General features: G+C 62.5%; 12 protein-coding genes. 9 read left to right on the top strand and 3 right to left on the bottom strand.

Annotation, left to right across the window (positions count from 1 at the left end; genetic code table 11):
• Nucleotides 1-204 precede the first annotated feature (204 nt).
• Entirely contained in the window at nt 205-822 is a 618-nt protein-coding gene (locus L8I05_RS08340) for a hypothetical protein (protein WP_242168196.1), read from the top strand.
• 345 nt (nt 823-1,167) lie between these two features.
• On the opposite strand, the gene L8I05_RS08345 is transcribed toward L8I05_RS08340, so the two are convergent.
• Nucleotides 1,168-6,036, bottom strand: a complete 4,869-nt coding sequence (locus L8I05_RS08345) for an NAD-glutamate dehydrogenase (protein WP_242168199.1) — start codon at nt 6,034-6,036, stop codon at nt 1,168-1,170.
• Nucleotides 6,037-6,529: 493 nt separating this feature from the next.
• Between L8I05_RS08345 and L8I05_RS08350 the strand changes: the two genes are divergently transcribed.
• The 7 genes from L8I05_RS08350 to L8I05_RS08380 all read left to right on the top strand — a co-directional run bounded on the left by L8I05_RS08350 (nt 6,530) and on the right by L8I05_RS08380 (nt 14,148).
• Nucleotides 6,530-6,883, top strand: coding sequence for a hypothetical protein (locus L8I05_RS08350; protein ID WP_242168200.1), 354 nt, complete (start codon nt 6,530-6,532; stop codon nt 6,881-6,883).
• 422 nt (nt 6,884-7,305) lie between these two features.
• On the top strand, nt 7,306-8,265 hold the full coding sequence (locus tag L8I05_RS08355) for a MoxR family ATPase (protein WP_017739127.1): 960 nt from the start codon (nt 7,306-7,308) through the stop codon (nt 8,263-8,265).
• A gap of 5 nt (nt 8,266-8,270) precedes the next feature.
• Entirely contained in the window at nt 8,271-9,203 is a 933-nt protein-coding gene (locus L8I05_RS08360; RefSeq protein WP_159956001.1) for a DUF58 domain-containing protein, read from the top strand.
• On the top strand, nt 9,200-9,694 hold the full coding sequence (locus L8I05_RS08365; protein WP_153839571.1) for a DUF4381 domain-containing protein: 495 nt from the start codon (nt 9,200-9,202) through the stop codon (nt 9,692-9,694). Before L8I05_RS08360 ends, L8I05_RS08365 begins: the two co-directional genes overlap by 4 nt.
• Entirely contained in the window at nt 9,687-10,775 is a 1,089-nt protein-coding gene (locus L8I05_RS08370) for a VWA domain-containing protein (protein WP_159955999.1), read from the top strand. The genes L8I05_RS08365 and L8I05_RS08370 overlap by 8 nt, the downstream gene beginning before the upstream one ends.
• Nucleotides 10,772-12,511 (top strand): tetratricopeptide repeat protein, encoded by a 1,740-nt coding sequence (locus L8I05_RS08375; RefSeq protein ID WP_242168202.1) that lies wholly within the window; start codon nt 10,772-10,774, stop codon nt 12,509-12,511. The genes L8I05_RS08370 and L8I05_RS08375 overlap by 4 nt, the downstream gene beginning before the upstream one ends.
• Complete coding sequence (locus L8I05_RS08380; protein ID WP_242168205.1) at nt 12,508-14,148, top strand: BatD family protein; 1,641 nt, start codon at nt 12,508-12,510, stop codon at nt 14,146-14,148. Before L8I05_RS08375 ends, L8I05_RS08380 begins: the two co-directional genes overlap by 4 nt.
• A gap of 235 nt (nt 14,149-14,383) precedes the next feature.
• Here the strand turns inward: L8I05_RS08380 and L8I05_RS08385 are convergent, their stop codons facing one another.
• Both L8I05_RS08385 and L8I05_RS08390 read right to left on the bottom strand, forming a co-directional pair.
• Nucleotides 14,384-14,641, bottom strand: coding sequence for a hypothetical protein (locus tag L8I05_RS08385; RefSeq protein ID WP_242168207.1), 258 nt, complete (start codon nt 14,639-14,641; stop codon nt 14,384-14,386).
• 12 nt (nt 14,642-14,653) lie between these two features.
• Entirely contained in the window at nt 14,654-15,001 is a 348-nt protein-coding gene (locus L8I05_RS08390; RefSeq protein WP_242168209.1) for a hypothetical protein, read from the bottom strand.
• A 446-nt stretch (nt 15,002-15,447) separates the two neighbouring features.
• Here L8I05_RS08390 and L8I05_RS08395 point away from each other — a divergent pair, with 446 nt between their 5' ends.
• Nucleotides 15,448-15,747 carry a hypothetical protein gene (locus L8I05_RS08395; RefSeq protein WP_242168211.1) on the top strand — a complete coding sequence of 100 codons (300 nt, stop codon included), beginning with the start codon at nt 15,448-15,450 and terminating at the stop codon, nt 15,745-15,747.
• The last annotated feature ends 216 nt before the right edge of the window (nt 15,748-15,963 follow it).

Genomic DNA, 15,963 nt, shown 5'->3' on the forward strand with positions numbered 1-15,963 from the left:
AAGCGCGCAAGGTCGGAAGTCGGCGCAGGCTGGCGGGGCGCGGAGCGCCCCATGAGGCATTCCCACGCAGAGCGTGGGAACGATCGGGTGTTGTTGAGCACAGCCCGTAAAACGGTTCTTTGCGTATTTACTGACAGCAAAGGCCAATGACAATCTGCACAATGCCGGCATTCCAGAAAGCCTTACACGGGGATGAATACCTCTATGCGAGCCCAGACCTTTACGCTGATAGCTGCCCTTTTGATTCCCTCTGCACAGGCCGGCGAAACGTCAGCGACAGACACTCCTGTGATCACTGAAGCGCAGCCTGTGTGGTTGCTTGAGCGGCCCTTACCAGACGGGTCGATGCTGGCAGCACGCACCTTTGGGGACAGCGCTTACGGTGACTACCACGCGAAGGCCAACCTGGCGATCAGCTGTCACCCACAGAACCCAAAAGCCGGCCTGACGCTAGAGATCAGCCCGCAATCACTGGGCTGGGACGGCGATCCATTTGAAGGCAAAGATGCCCCTGCCGATGGGCCGCTGCGTATCACCACAGGTACACGCGCTGCCGTCGATCACCTGGTCAATGGCGTGTGGAATCACGGCGGGTCTTTCCAGATAGGTATGGTCTTTGCGCTCAGCACCTCGGTTCCGCGCGAGGAATTAGCCTACTGGGCCAGCGATGCCTCGCGCGGGCAAACACTGACACTTTCGTTGGCCCCCGCCACCGCGGGCGGCAAGCCGCTGACAGCATCGTTCACAATGCCGATAAACAACAACGCGCTGATGAAAGCCGTCCAGCCTTGCCTGGGCCCTGCCGACGCGACTGCACGCTAAACCACAGTTGCCTCTTGCCGTTAGATCGTTCCCACGTTCCACGTGGGAATGCAGCCCGTGACGCTCTGCGTCACAAGCCGTGTGCGCGGGCTGGCGGAGCGCGGAGCGCGGAGCGCCCCATGAGGCGTTCCCACGGAGAGCGTGGGAACGATCGAATTGTGGGAGCTGGCTTGCCTGCGATAGCGGTGGGTCAGTTCGCACATCCTTCACTCAAAGACCGCCATCGCAGCGATGCGGCGACCCGACAAGCCAGCTCCCACATGTGGCCAAGGGTGTTTGGTAAATCGTGGCCTAACAAAAAGCCCCCGCATCTCACGATACGGGGGCTTTTGTTTTACCGCAGGATCAAGCCGGCTGCAGCACCGACTGACCGCTCAACGCCAGGTCCAGCAGCTCACGGTTGGCGACCGCGTACATGGCGTAGTCCGTACCGACGGCGGCACGGATTTCGACCATCATTGCGCGCCAGCGATCGGCCATGTCCTGGTGCTGCTCAAGCCACAGGGCCACGCGGGCTTCCATGTCTTGTGGCGCGTCGGCCATTTGCAGTACCGAGATGGTGATCGCCCGTTGCTGCCAGTCCACGTCGTCGCGGAACGCTTCGCGGGCCGCGGCCTGCCAGTTGTTGGCCACCGGCAGATCGCTGATCTGCTGCAAGTACCATGGCAAGTCCAGGGCGCTGCCGACGGCGAAGTAGGCCTTGGCCACTTCGGCGGCGTCATGCCCGGTCACGTCGGCAGCTTCGATGATCGGCAGCAAGGTGTACAGGTGAGTGGTGCCTGCAACCATGCGTGCCAACAACTCCGGTACGCCGGCTTCGGTGTAGGCCTGGTAGCGGTTCTGCCAGCCTTCACGGGTCGGGCCTTCCAGCAGTTCGTCGAGCTTGAGGCCCAACGCCGCCAGGTGCGGACCGAAGTGCGCGGTGTCACGGCCAGCGTCCTGCTCGTTGCGACGGCTGCGCAGGAACCAGCGCGTGGCACGACGGCCCAGGCGCATCAGCTCATCCATCAGCTCCAGTTGCACGTCGGCGCAGACCTGGTGGTCCAGGGCTTCGATCTGACGGAACCAGTGCGGGAGGTGGAAGATGTCACGCACGATCACGTAAGCACCGGCCACGTTCGCCGGGCTCATGCCGGTCGACTCTTTGAGTCGTTGCACGAAGGTGATGCCCATGTGGTTGACCAGGTCGTTGGCGATCTGGGTGCTGACGATTTCGCGCTTGAGGCGGTGGCGACGCATGGCTTCGCCGAACTTGGCGACCAGGCTCGGGGGGAACGCGGTCTCCATGTCACGGGTCAGGTAGTCGTCATCCGGCACCAGCGACTTGAGCAGGGCTTCCTTGAGGTCGATCTTGCTGTACGAGATCAACACCGACAGCTCCGGACGGGTCAGGCCCTTGCCGGTGGAGGCGCGCTCGCTGAGCTGCTCCTCGGTCGGCAGGTACTCGATGGCGCGGTCCAGCTTGCCACGGCCTTCCAGGTCGCTCATCAGGCGCTTGTACTCGGCTGCACGCTCGTAGGCTTTGCGCGCGGCCAGGGACAGGGCCTGGGTCTGCTTGTAGTTGTTGCCCAACACCAGGCTGCCGACTTCGTCGGTCATGCTCGCCAGCAGCTGGTTGCGCTGCTTGTCGGTCATGTCACCGGCCTGCACCACTTCGTTGAGCAGGATCTTGATGTTCACTTCGTGGTCGGAGCAGTCCACACCACCGGCGTTGTCGATGAAGTCGGTGTTGGAACCGCCGCCATTGAGGCCGAATTCCACACGACCCAGCTGGGTCATGCCGAGGTTACCGCCCTCGCCCACTACCTTGCAGCGCAGCTCGTTGCCGTTGACGCGCAATGCGTCGTTGGCCTTGTCGCCCACGTCGGCATGGCTTTCGGTACTGGCCTTGACGTAAGTACCGATACCGCCGTTCCACAACAGGTCCACCGGCGCCTTGAGCAAGGCGTTCAGCAGTTCGGTCGGGGTCAGCTTGTCGGCCGAAATGTCGAAGCGCTCTTTCATCTGTGGCGAGATGGCAATGCTCTTCGCGCTGCGCGAGAAGATACCGCCGCCTTCGGACATGATGCTGGTGTCGTAGTCGGTCCAGGCCGAACGCGGCAAGTCGAACAGGCGCTGACGCTCAACAAAGCTGGTCGCCGGGTTCGGGTTCGGGTCGATGAAGATGTGCAGGTGGTTGAAGGCCGCGACCAGTTGCAGCTTGTCGGACATCAGCAAGCCGTTACCGAACACGTCACCGGCCATATCGCCGACGCCCACTACCGTGATGCTGTCTTCCTGCACGTTGATGCCGCGCTCACGGAAGTGACGCTGCACACCGACCCACGCGCCTTTGGCGGTGATGCCCATCTTCTTGTGGTCGTAACCGGCCGAACCGCCGGAGGCGAACGCGTCGCCCAGCCAGAAGCCGTAGTCGATGGCGATACCGTTGGCGATGTCGGAGAAGGTCGCAGTGCCCTTGTCCGCCGCGACCACCAGGTACGGGTCATCGTCGTCATGGCGCACGACGTTGGCCGGTGGCACCAGGGCGCCGTCCTTGAGGTTGTCGGTGATGTCCAACAGGCCGGAAATGAAGATGCGGTAGCAGGCGATGCCCTCGGCCGCGATTTCGTCGCGGCTGCCGCCCAATGGCAGGCGACGCGGCAGGAAGCCGCCCTTCGCACCCACCGGCACGATGACCGAGTTCTTCACTTGCTGGGCTTTTACCAGGCCCAACACTTCGGTACGGAAGTCTTCTTCACGGTCGGACCAACGCAGGCCGCCACGGGCGACGTTGCCGAAGCGCAGGTGCACGCCTTCAACACGCGGCGAGTAGACGAAGATTTCGAACTTCGGCACCGGCTTCGGCAGCTCGGGAATTGCACGCGGGTCGAACTTGAAGCTGAAGTACGACTTGTTCTGGCCGTTGGCGTCGGTCTGGTAGAAGTTGGTCCGCAGCGTGGCCTTGATCAGGTCCAGGTAGCGACGCAGGATGCGGTCTTCGTTGAGCACCTGAACGTCGTCCAGGGCAGTGAGGATCGCTTGTTCCAGGCGTTGCTGCTTGTCTTCCAGGTCATCGGCGGTGAGCTTGCGCGCCAGGTAGAAGCGCGTCTTGAACAACCGGGTCAACTCGCGGGCGATGTCGGTGTGGTTGTTCAGGGTGCTGGCGATGTAACCGAGGTCGAAGCCCAGGCGAATTTGCTTGAGGTAACGCGCGTAGGCACGCAGCAGTGCCACGTCGCGCCACGGCAGGCCGGCGGTCAGGACCAAGCGGTTGAACGCATCGTTTTCGGCATCGCCGTGCACGATGTGCACGAACGCGTCTTGCAGGGTGTCGTTGAGCTGCTGAATATCCAGGTTCACGCCTTCGGCGGCGATGAACGCGAAATCATGAATCCAGAACTCGCGGCCATTGGCATGGCGCAGGCGGTACGGGAATTCACCCAGCACGCGCAGGCCGAGGTTTTCCAGGATCGGCAGCACGTCGGACAATGCCAGCGGCGTGTCGGCGTGGTAGAGCTTGCAATGCAGCTCACGCTGGCCGGAAACCTGGCCCAGCGGCTGGTAGAAGCTCATCACCAGCGGGTTGGCTTCGGTCAGGCTGTTGAGGTGCTGCATGTCGACCACGGCCGAATGCGCGGCAAAACGCTCGCGGTAGCCGGCCGGGAAGCCTTTCGGGAAGTCCGCCAGCACGTTGGTGCCCTGGGCTTCGCCGAAGCTCTCGACCACCAGGCTTGAGTAGTCGTCCTGCCAGCTGCGGCAGGCCTGCACCACTTCTTTTTCCAGTTGCAGCGGGTCGATGTCCAGGCGGTTCTTCGGGTCAACCCGCAGAATCAGCTGCACACGGGCCAGCACGGACTCGGAGAAGAAGGTCCAGAATTCGCAGTCCGAGGCTTTCAGGCGATCCATCAGCACTTGCTGGATCTTCTGGCGCACTTCGGTGGAATAGATGTCGCGCGGCACGTAGGCCAGGCAGTAGCAGAAGCGACCGTACGGGTCTTTGCGCAGGAATACGCGGATCTTGTTGCGTTCCTGGATCTGCACGATCGACATCACGGTGCTGAACAGCTCGTCGACCGGGGTCTGGAACAGGTCATCGCGCGGCAATACTTCCACCACTTGAGCCAGCTCTTTGCCCAGGTGCGCCTTGGGCTGGAAGCCCGAACGACGTTCGATTTCCGCCACTTTGCGACGGATGTACGGGATCACCCGCACGCTTTCGCCGTACACCGAGGAGGTGTAGAGGCCCATGAAGCGGTGTTCCTTGATGACCTTGCCGTCGGCGCTGATCTCGCGGATCGACACGTAGTCCGGGTACGCCGGGCGGTGCACACGGCTTGGGTGCGCGGCTTTGGCGAACGACAGCACGGTCGGTTCACGCAGGTAGGCCACGGCGTAGTCTTCGATGCGCAGGTCTTCAGCAGTGAGGCCAGCACGCAGCAGCTTGGTCAGACCGAGGAAGGAGCTGGCGTCATATTCGATATGACCGCCGTCCTTGTCGTCACGTACCACGAATTCTTCATAGCCGAGGAAGGTGAAGTGGTTGCCCACCAGCCATTCCAGGAAGTTCTTGATCTCGGCTTTTTCTTCGCCGTCGATGCTGAACTGGCTGGCGTCGATACCGGCCAGCAGGTCCTGGACCTTGGCCTTCATCGGTTCGAAATCGGCCACGGCCACGCGCACTTCACCCAGCACTTGCTCAAGCTCTTTGCTCAGCACGTTGAGTTCGGCGGCATTGGCGCAGCGGTCGATTTCCAGGTACATCAGCGATTCTTGCTGGATGCCTTCGCCCTGGGTGCCTTTTGGCAGAATTTCCAGCAGTTCGCCCTTCTTGCCACGGCGTACGCTGAGCACGGTGGTTTGCAGGGTGTGGATGCTGTAGCCACGGCGGTTCAGCTCGGTGCGTACCGAGTCCACCAGGAAGGGCAAGTCATGGTGCAGCACTTCGACCGCGGTATGGGTCGACTGCCAGCCATGACGTTCGTAATCGGGGTTGTAGACCCGCACTTGCGGTTGGGTGTGATCAAAGCGCTCAAGCAGGCGCCAGGCAGACAAGGTGCAACCGGCCAGGTCGGAAAGGCGACGTTGGGTCAGTTCGTCCAGGGAAATAATGCCGAAAAATTGCTCAGCGAACAGCGCCACTTGTGGCAGTGCCTGTTCACTGATGTGCTGCGCCAGTGCCGCTTGCAGTTGATGCTGGAAGTCGGCCTTGCTGGCTGCGGTGAAGAACGCCATCTGTGGTACTCCGCTTGGGCTTGTTATTGATGGAAGCGTCGCGTGTTATCCCCTTGCGGGGAGACCGTCAGCGCTGGTCGTCGGTGCTGATAACAAACACCTTAAACGAATCAGGGTGACAGGTGGGTGAAGCTGGACAAGACAATGAGGTCACATACAACTTCCATAAGAGGTGCGCCATGCAGGGTGACGGTACGACGGGCAGGTCAGACTCCCGGCACAGGGCACATCCGTTGCGCAGCTTAACGAGTGTAGGAAGACAGCTGCTTGCGACGCTGCGACATATTCGGTCATCGGTACGCAGGCTTGCGGTTGCGACTTGCGCAACCCGGATTTTTCTGCAGAAAAACCGGCTATTTTCAAGCCGGCGAGTACCGAAAATGACTGGTATGGCCCGTCAGGTCATGCACTGGGTCTGACATACGATGCAGCACAAAATTCGCTGCAATGGCACAATTGCGTGGCTGCGCCCTCCCCAAAGACAGGATTTCCCATGCTGCAACTGAACACCGACGCACTGATGGCCACCCCGTGCGACGACGAAGAAGACAACATGGCCATGCTCTGCTGCCACGGTAAAAACGGCGAGATGTTCATGCTGTCACGTTACCCGGATGAAGATGAAGTGGAACTCACCTGGGATTACGAGCCCTCGACCCTGGATGGCCTGAAGGTCACCCTGAGCGACACCACGTTGCTGATCGCGCTGGCGGCGGGCGATGCGGATGCGCTGGGGGGCAAGGATCAGCTGCTGATCAACCACAGCACCGCCGCGTCGGATTTGGCTGAAGTTGAAGAGACCTTGCAGAACATTCTCAAGGGCACCGGCACCTATACCCGTAGCTGAGCCGCAGCAGAGATCAAATGTGGGAGCTGGCTTGCCTGCGATGGCATCAACCGAGTTCACTTGAAGGACCGCGTCGTCTGCATCGCAGGCAAGCCAGCTCCCACATGGATCAGGCAAGCTCTGATCGTGCCCACGCTCCGGCGTGGGAACGCATCCTGTGACGCTCTGCGTCACCCGTGCGCAATAATTGAGCCTTGCATGCGTTGCCTGGACGCGGAGCGTCCGGGGCGGCGTTCCCACGCAGAGCGTGGGAACGATCAGCCTCAGCGCAATTTGTGCGATACACACAAAATTCCTACAAGTTTTCCTAAAAATACCCCGCGCGCCGTTAGTCTCCGCCCCCCTCGATGCATTAAAGTAAGCCCCCCAGGCCAGGCATTCTTTTCTCAACGCCCGGTCAATCTCTCCAGGAACCGTCATCGATGGAACATCGTGAAGCGCTGCTCGCGCTGCGAACCTTTCTTTCTACGCAGATTCTCGGCCAGGAAAAACTCATTGATCGCCTGCTGATCGCGCTGTTGGCCGACGGCCATATGCTGGTCGAAGGCGCACCGGGCCTGGCCAAGACCAAGGCCATCAAAGAGTTGGCCGAAGGCATCGAAGCGCAGTTCCATCGTATCCAGTTCACCCCCGACCTGTTGCCCGCCGACATCACCGGCACCGAGATCTATCGCCCGGAAACCGGCAGCTTCGTGTTCCAGCAAGGGCCGATCTTCCACAACCTGGTGCTGGCGGACGAAATCAACCGCGCCCCGGCCAAGGTGCAATCGGCGTTGCTCGAAGCCATGGCCGAACGCCAGGTCAGCGTCGGGCGCAGCACCTACGAGTTGTCACCGCTGTTTCTGGTGATGGCCACGCAAAACCCCATCGAGCAGGAAGGCACCTATCCGCTGCCCGAAGCCCAGCTCGACCGCTTCCTGATGCACGTCAAGATCGGCTTCCCGGACGCCGCCGTTGAACGGCGCATCCTGCAGCAAGCCCGTGGCGAAGCACTCAATGGCGAAACCAAGCCCGAACGCCGCGTCAGCCAACAGGCGATCTTCGCCGCGCGCAAGGAAATCCTCGGCCTGTACATGGCCGATGCGGTGGAGGAATACCTGGTGCAACTGGTGATGGCCACGCGCACCCCGGCCAAGTTCGACCCGGAGATGGCCGAGTGGATCGCCTACGGCGCCAGCCCGCGCGGCTCCATCGCGCTGGACCGCTGCGCGCGCGCCCACGCCTGGCTGGCCGGTCGCGACTTTGTGAGCCCGGAAGATATCCAGGCGGTGCTGTTCGACGTGCTGCGCCACCGCATTATTCTGTCGTTTGAAGCGGAAGCCGCCGGCATCGACCAGGACCGCGTGGTGCAACGCATTCTCGACGTCGTTGCCGTCGCTTGAAACCCATGAATGCAAGCGATGGAATCCGCGTCACTCTCAGCGAACTGATTGAGATGCGCCACCGCGTACGCGAAGTGCAGCTGTTTTCCACGCCGAGCCAGCGCAGCCCGCTGATCGGCCTGCACCATTCCAAACTGCGCGGGCGTGGCGTCGACTTTGATCAGGTGCGCGTGTACCAGGCCGGCGACGACGTGCGCACCATCGACTGGCGCGTGACCGCGCGTACTCAAGAGCCGCACACCAAGCTGTTCCACGAAGAGCGCGAACGGCCCATTTTCATCATGGTCGAGCAAAGCTGCCGGCTGTTTTTCGGCTCCGGCCAAATGTTCAAATCGGTGCTCGCCGCCCAAGCCGCCAGCCTGATCGGTTGGGCCGCGCTGGGGCATAACGACCGCGTCGGCGGGCTGGTGTTTGGCGACAGCGAGCACTACGAAATCAAACCCCGGCGCAGCAAGCAAAGCCTGCTGCAACTGCTCAACCGGCTGGTGCACGTCAACCAGAGCCTGAATACCGAAAGCCGCCCCGAAGCCGACGCCTTGGGCATGGCGCTGCGCCGTGGCCGCGAAGTGTTGCGACCGGGCAGCCTGGTCATCGTGATTTGCGATGAGCGCGCGCTGACCGAAGGCGCCGAGCAACAGCTGAGTTTGTTGTCACGCCATTGCGACTTGCTGCTGCTGCCGATCTCCGACCCGCTGGACCACGCCCTGCCCGCCGCCGGGCTGCTGCGTTTCGCGGAGCGCGGCGCACAGCTGGAACTGGACACGCTGAATTTCGACTTGCGCCAGGCCTACAAAGCCCAGGCCGAAGCCCGCGTCGCACGCTGGGAACTGCTCGCGCAAAAGCTGCGCATCCTGCTGATGCCGCTGAGCACCCAAAGCGAAATGGTCGAGCAACTGCGCGAATACCTCAACCCGCAACGCCCGGTTAAAAAGCAATGAGCAGCCTCGACCAACTGCAACCGCTGATTGCCCCGCCGGCCATCGGCTTCTGGCCGCCTGCGCCGGGCTGGTGGTTGTTGCTGCTGGTGATTCCGCTGCTGGGCTGGGGGCTGTGGTGGTTGCGCCGCTTCTTGCCCACGCGCCGCCCGCTGGCCCGCGCCGAACAACCGCTGGACCCGCTGCGCATCGCCGCCCTCGCCGAGCTGGCCTTGATGCCCAAACCCTACGACGGCGCGCCGGCCGGGGCCTGGCTGCAACAACTCAACGGCCTGCTCAAGCGCCTGTGCCGCAACGACTACCCCTACAGCCAGAGCCACACCCTCAATGGGCGAAAATGGTTGGCGTTCCTCGACAACCGCTGCCCGGCTGCCGGCCTCACGCGCTGGATGGTGCTGGTGGAAGGCGCCTACAAACCCGAATGCAAACTTGACGACAAGGCCATCGCCGGCCTGACGCAAGCCGTCGACACCTGGATTCGCAAACATGTTTGAGTTCGCCTGGCCGTGGATCTTCGCCCTGTTGCCATTGCCGTGGTTGATGCGGCTTATCTTGCCGGTGGCCGACAGTGGCGAGCCGGCATTAAAGGTCAGCTACCTCGCCGACCTCGAAGGCCTGGCCCGCCGCCGTGCACGCGTCAACCTGCCGGGCTGGCGCCAGCAAGCACCGTTCGTGGTGCTGTGGTTGCTTCTGCTCACCGCCGCCGCGCGCCCGGAATGGCTTGGCGAACCGCTGCCGATTGCCGCCAGTGGCCGCGACTTGCTGGTGGCGGTGGACGTGTCCGGTTCCATGGACTTCCCCGACATGCACTGGCAGGACGACGACGTCAGCCGCCTGAGCCTGGTGCAACACTTGCTCGGCGACTTCCTCGAAAGCCGCGAAGGCGACCGCGTCGGCCTGATCCTGTTTGGCAGCCAGGCTTACCTGCAAGCCCCGCTGACCTTCGACCGCCGCACCGTGCGCACCTGGCTGGACGAAGCGCGCATCGGCATTGCCGGCAAGAACACCGCCATCGGTGATGCGATTGGCCTGGCCTTGAAACGCCTGCGCCAGCGTCCGGCGCAAAGCCGCGTACTCATTTTGGTCACCGACGGCGCCAACAACGCCGGGCAGATCGACCCGTTGACCGCCGCGCGCCTGGCCGCTGAAGAAGGCGTGAAAATCTACCCGATCGGCATTGGCGCCGACCCGGAGCAAACCGGCTCGCTGGGCATTCTCGGCGTCAACCCGAGCCTGGACCTCGACGAACCCGCGCTGAAGGCTATCGCCGAGGCCACTGGCGGGCGCTACTTCCGTGCCCGTGACGGTGACGAACTGCAGAAGATCAAGGAAACCCTCGACCAGCTCGAACCCGTTGCGCAACAGCCGACCCAGGCCCGCCCGGCCCAGGCGCTGTACAGCGCGCCTTTGGCCCTGGCGCTGGTGTTGAGCATGCTGCTGGTGATCCAGGAGCGCTGGCCCAACAACGCGCTGCAACGCGCCTTCAATAAACTCTCGACCAAGGGCAATTTCCTGCAACAGCACCCTGAATGGCGCCAACGTCTTAAACGCCTGCGTTTGCGGAGGCGGCGATGATCGACCTGTGGCCGCACTGGTTCCGCCCTTGGTGGCTGTTGCTGCTGCCGCTGCTCGGCTGGCTGCTGTGGCAGCTGTGGCATCGGCAAAAGCGCGCCGGGCGCTGGCAGATGATTCTGCCGCCGGCCTTTCATGCGGTGTTGCTCAGTGGCGGCAGCGGCCGCGAAAGCAAATCGCCGTGGGTGGTGCTGGGCATCGCCTGGCTGTTGGCCGTGCTGGCCTTGCTCGGCCCTAGCTGGCAACGGGTTGAACAGTCCAGCCAGAAACCCGCCGACCCGGTGGTGGTGCTGCTGGAATTGACCCCGGAAATGCTCGCCACCGACAGCCCGCCCAATCGCCTGGAGCAAGCGCGGCGCAAGCTGTATGACTTGCTGCAGGCGCGCGCCGATGCGCCCACCGCCATCATCGTGTACGCCGGCAGCGCCCACACGTTGGTGCCGCTGTCGGATGACTTGGCCACCAGCCGCAACCTGCTCGACGCCCTGCGCCCCTCGATCATGCCCGAGCCCGGCCATCGCGCCGACCTCGCCGTGGAAAAAGCCCTGGGCTTGCTCAAGCAGGGCGGCCTTGGCCAGGGGCGCCTGTTGCTGGTCGGCTCCTCGCTGTCGAAACAGGAACGCCAAGGCATTCGACTGCAGTTGCAAGGCGCCCAGGCCCCGACCTTGTCGATCCTCGGCATCGGCAGCCGCGAAGGCACGCCGGTCACCCAGGAAAGCGGTGAGTTCCTCAAGGACGAACAGGGCGCGATTCTGGTGCCCCGCCTGGACAGCCCAACCCTCAAGGCCTTCGCCAGCGAAATGGGCGGCCGCTACCGCGCCGCACGCCTGGACGACAAAGACCTGCGCCAGCTCAACCTGCTTGATGGCCCGCAAAATCTGCGCAACGATGGCCAATTGCTGCACCTCGACACCTGGGCCGACCAGGGTTACTGGCTGCTGCTGCCGCTGTTGCTGCTCGCCGCCTGCGCCGGGCGTCGTGGCTGGTTGTTTTGTTTGCCGTTGCTGTTATTGGGCGCGCCGCAGCCCAGCTATGCGTTTGAACTGCAAGACCTGTGGCTGCGCCCCGACCAACAAGGCCAATACCTGCTGAAGAAAAAGCGCCCCGCCGAGGCCGCCGAACACTTCGAAGACCCGCAATGGCAAGGTGTAGCGCTGTATGAAGCGGGCAATTACGCCGAGGCGATCAAGCGTTTTGCCCAGGGCAATGACGCTTATTCCCACTACAATCGCGGTAATGCGTTGGCCAAATCCGGCGAGCTCGAAGCGGCGATTGATGCCTACGAACAGGCGCTGGAAGCCCAACCCGACCTGCAACCGGCGCTGAAAAACAAAGCCCTGGTCGAAACCCTGATCCAGGAAAAGGCCGAGCCCGAGCCCGCCAAACCGGCAAAAAAGGAAGATGACGAAACCACCCAACCCGGCCAAACTGCGCAACCGGGCACCAGTGGGCAAAGCGCCACGGGCGGCGAGCAATCGCCCCAAGGCCAGGGCGAGGCCAGCAACGGCGATAGCCAAACCGGCGGCACACCCAAGGCCGGTGGCAATGATGTGCCGGGCAGCGAGCTGGGCGATGAGCAAACCACCACGCCGCCGTTGCGGCCCGCCGATGCCAACCTCGACGGCGAGCACCGCCAGGCCCTGGAGCAATGGCTGCGGGAGATCCCGGACAACCCCGGCGAACTGCTGCGACGCAAATTCTGGTACGAACAGCAACAACATCAGGACAAGACTCGATGAGCCGCCGCACCACCCTTCTGCTCCTGCTGGCGTTAACGGCAGGCCACGCCCAGGCGGCGAACCTGGTCGCCAGCGTTGACCGCAGCCGCCTCAATTCCGGGGAAACGGTGGAACTGACGGTCGAGTCCAGCGACGTCACCCAGTTCGGCAAGCCCGACTTGTCGCCACTGGATGCGATGTTCGAAGTCAGCGGCACGCGCCAGATCAACCAACTGACCACACTGGGCGGCGACAACCACGCCACCACACGCTGGATCATCACCCTGCTGCCCAAGGAAAACGGCACCGTGGTGATTCCGCCGCTGCAAGTGGGCGAGCTCAAGACCCAGCCGATCAGCCTGCAAGTGGTGGAAACCGCCAGCCAGAACACCAGCGCCGAACTGGCGCCGGTGTTCATCGAAGCCAACCTTGACCAGAGCAGCGTGTACGTCCAGGCCCAGGCGCTGTTGACTGTGCGCGTGTACCACTCGGTGTCGCTGTACGACGACAGCAGCCTTACGCCGTTGCAGATTCCCGACGCGCGCATCGAGCAACTGGGCGAGTCGCGCACCTACGAAAAAGTCATCAACAGCATTCGCCATGGCGTGATCGAAACCCGCTACGCGATCTACCCCCAGCACAGCGGCGCCTTGGTGATTCCGGCGCAGACCTTCAGCGCTACGCTGGTGGAGTCGCGCCCGCCGCAGGAGAACACGCTGCAGGGCACCAAGCCGGGCAAGCTGATTCACGTCAGCTCCGCCGAGCTGGCGCTGAGCGTCAAACCCAAACCCGCGCTGTACCCGGCGGACGCCCCGTGGATCCCGGCACGCAGCCTGACCCTGAGCGAAGCCTGGAACCCGGAGCCCGAGCACGTGCAAGTCGGCGACTCGCTGACCCGCAGCCTTACGGTCAAGGCTGAAGGCCTGTCCAGCGCGCAACTGCCGGCCCTGCCCAGCGCCGACATCAATGGCCTGCGCCGCTACCCCGACCAGCCGGTGCTCGGCAACCAGAACAACGACCGTGGCCTGATCGGCAGCCGCGAAGACCGCGAAGCCCTGGTGCCGACCCACGCCGGCGCCGTCGAGCTGCCTGCGGTGGAGGTGGTGTGGTGGAACACCCACGAAGACCACCTCGAGCGCACCAGCCTGCCGGCCCGCACCCTGCAAGTGGCGACCAACCCGAGCCTGGTGGTCGACACACCGGCCACCCCGACCGTGATCACCGCGCCGGACGATGAGCGCCTGTGGCTATGGCAGCTCAGCACCTTGATTCTCGCCTGCACCACGTTGCTGGGTTTCGGCCTGTGGTGGCGTGCACGGCGCCAGCCCGCCGTGCAGCGTGCCGCACAAACCGGCCCAAGCCCGCGCACGCTGCTCGACGACCTCAAGCGCGCCACCCAGGCCAACGACCCACACGCCACGCGCCAGGCCCTGGACGCCTGGGCGCGGCAACAGCCGGAAACCCTGGCAGACATGGCGGCGCGGTTTGTGCCGTTGTCGGATGCGCTGGATGGGCTCAACGGTGCGCTCTATAGCGAGAGCGGGCATTTCTGGTTGGGCGAGGACTTGTGGCGTGCGGTCAAGGCCATTCCGGTCGCCGAGCGCGAGCAAGACCCGGCGACAGACACCACCAGTTTGCCGCCGCTGTATCCCAAATAACCCTCCTGCAGAAGATCGTTCCCACGCTCTGCGTGGGAATGCATCCGGTGACGCTGCGCGTCACCTTTGCGCAAAAACCTGAGCCTTGAGCGCGCAGCCTGGACGCAGAGCGTCCGGGGCGGCATTCCCACGCAGAGCGTGGGAACGATCAGAAACAGCACAAAAAACTGTGTGGGAGCTGGCTTGCCAGCTCCCACACCTGAACGGTATTAAAGGTCTACTTAATGGGGCTACATTAAAACTTATTCCACTGATCCTCGGCCTGCTTGCCAAAAATCACAGCGGCATTGCTGTTGTTGGTGCCATAAGACGTGACATGGCGGCTGGAATTCGGATCCAAACGGTGGTCACTGCGTAGCGCCCTATAACCCTGCTCTGTGAAGTCCTTCCACATCCCGGCCGGCGTGCCGCGACGAGCATCGCCACTGCGTGTGATGCCTTCCAGGTCGCCGTTATCCGAGTACTTGCCACGACTTTTACCGGTTGAGGTCAACGAGGTGTCGATCTAGTTGAGGACACGGGCGGCATTGAAAGCGGCGTCCGCCCTGGACTCTGGATCAGGATTATTGGCAGTCCAGTCACCCAGGCGCTCATAGGCCAGTTCACGCTTAATATCTTTTTGAAAGCCCAGATTTTTCAAAATGGGGTTGTCATTAATGATCTGCTCGGCGCTGCGGTGATCGCCCTCAGGCCGTTTGACGTTCTGCTGGGGAACAAAATGCTGGTTCCTCTCGCTGCGGTAGTTGGGCATACCGATATCAGCAGCGACGCTCGTGGGGCTACTCGCGGAGTAGGCGCCTACGCTGACGTTCGCGGTGGAGACCGTAGGCAGTGCTGAAAGGGAAGTCGTCATCTTGGGTACTACTCTTCGTTATTTATGATAAGAACCCACTGTCAAAGCCAGTGCGAAAAGTGATTGGTACCTGAAGGCAGTTCGGTTCCCTCTGCATTCGACGCGCAGGTAAGACTAAATATGGGTGCATAGTTAAAGGCCAGCAATCCATATCCCTTTAATTTGCAGGACGTTTCCTAGACAATCCTTTGGCCTTGCGCCTGCTCAGTCCACTGGCTAGCCTTCGCTCCGTCGCTGCATATCAGCGATCGGGTGTGAGAACCTGTGAACCAGTAGGCGCCAAGCGCCGCAACCGCGAGCAACATGCTCTATGGCGGCTGTGTGCAGGCAGACTTCGGTCTGGCTGGAGTCCTACTGTCCGGTATTCTCACCCTGCACATAGCTGCCACCCTTTTGTCGAGTGAGACCGACATCCGGATGGCTCCTTTTTCAGTAGGAATATCCGCATGACCAAAATAGTCCCAGACCCACCCCGCTTCACCCTCGACCGCGAAATCTTTGAGCGCGCCCTGAGCCACTACCTGCAACCCGACTCACCACCCGCGTTCACCGTGCATCACGACCTCAGCTTCGAAGACGCCCTGGCCCAACTCTGCGACCTGTTGCGCTGCGCTGCCGCCACCGCCGCCGTTTCCACCCAAGCGCTGGCCGGCGATCAACGCGACATTGCCGGCGCCACCGAGCACCTGATCAACCAGGCCAAAACCCTCGCCGACCGCGCACTGAACTGCCTGCACGCCGCATAACCCCCTGTGGGAGCTGGCTTGCCTGCGATGCAGGCACCTCGGTCTTTCTGTCACACCGAGGTGCTGCCATCGCAGGCAAGCCAGCTCCCACATCTGATAGACATTGCCTGATAGACATGCAGTGTCAAAGGCCGGCAATCCATATCCCTTTATTTGGTAGGCAGCGGGCTTGCACTACCGCTCGTCGCCACTGTCAATTCTGACAGTAGATCCGAC

This window comes from Pseudomonas sp. MONT-RG-20F-20-E-7-02 (assembly GCF_022662395.1).
Taxonomy (GTDB): domain Bacteria; phylum Pseudomonadota; class Gammaproteobacteria; order Pseudomonadales; family Pseudomonadaceae; genus Aquipseudomonas.